We start from the raw sequence: 234 nt of genomic DNA, 5'->3' as shown, positions 1-234 counted from the left end.
CAAACATAAAGAAGACCTTGAGCGTGCCAAGAAGCTGATTAATTTTGGTATTACCGGCCCGGAAAGTATTGAAGAGCTGGGCATCAATGCCAAGATGAACGAATTCCAGGCAGCCATGGGTTTGTGTGTACTGGATGAGATTGAAGCCAACCTCAATGCACGTGCCGCAGTAACACGGTATTACGATGAACACCTGCCAGCTTCACTGCAACGTCAAAAGCTGCACACTGGGGC

General features: G+C 48.7%; 1 protein-coding gene. It reads left to right on the top strand.

The genetic code is table 11. The features are described 5' to 3' along the window. Positions 1 to 234, top strand: a 234-nt coding sequence (locus Q5762_RS39735; protein ID WP_315897187.1) for a DegT/DnrJ/EryC1/StrS family aminotransferase, incomplete at both ends; no start/stop codon positions are given.

This window comes from Streptomyces sp. P9(2023), from assembly GCF_032436795.1.
Lineage (GTDB): Bacteria > Actinomycetota > Actinomycetes > Streptomycetales > Streptomycetaceae > Streptomyces.
This window is presented reverse-complemented; position numbering and strand designations above follow the sequence as displayed.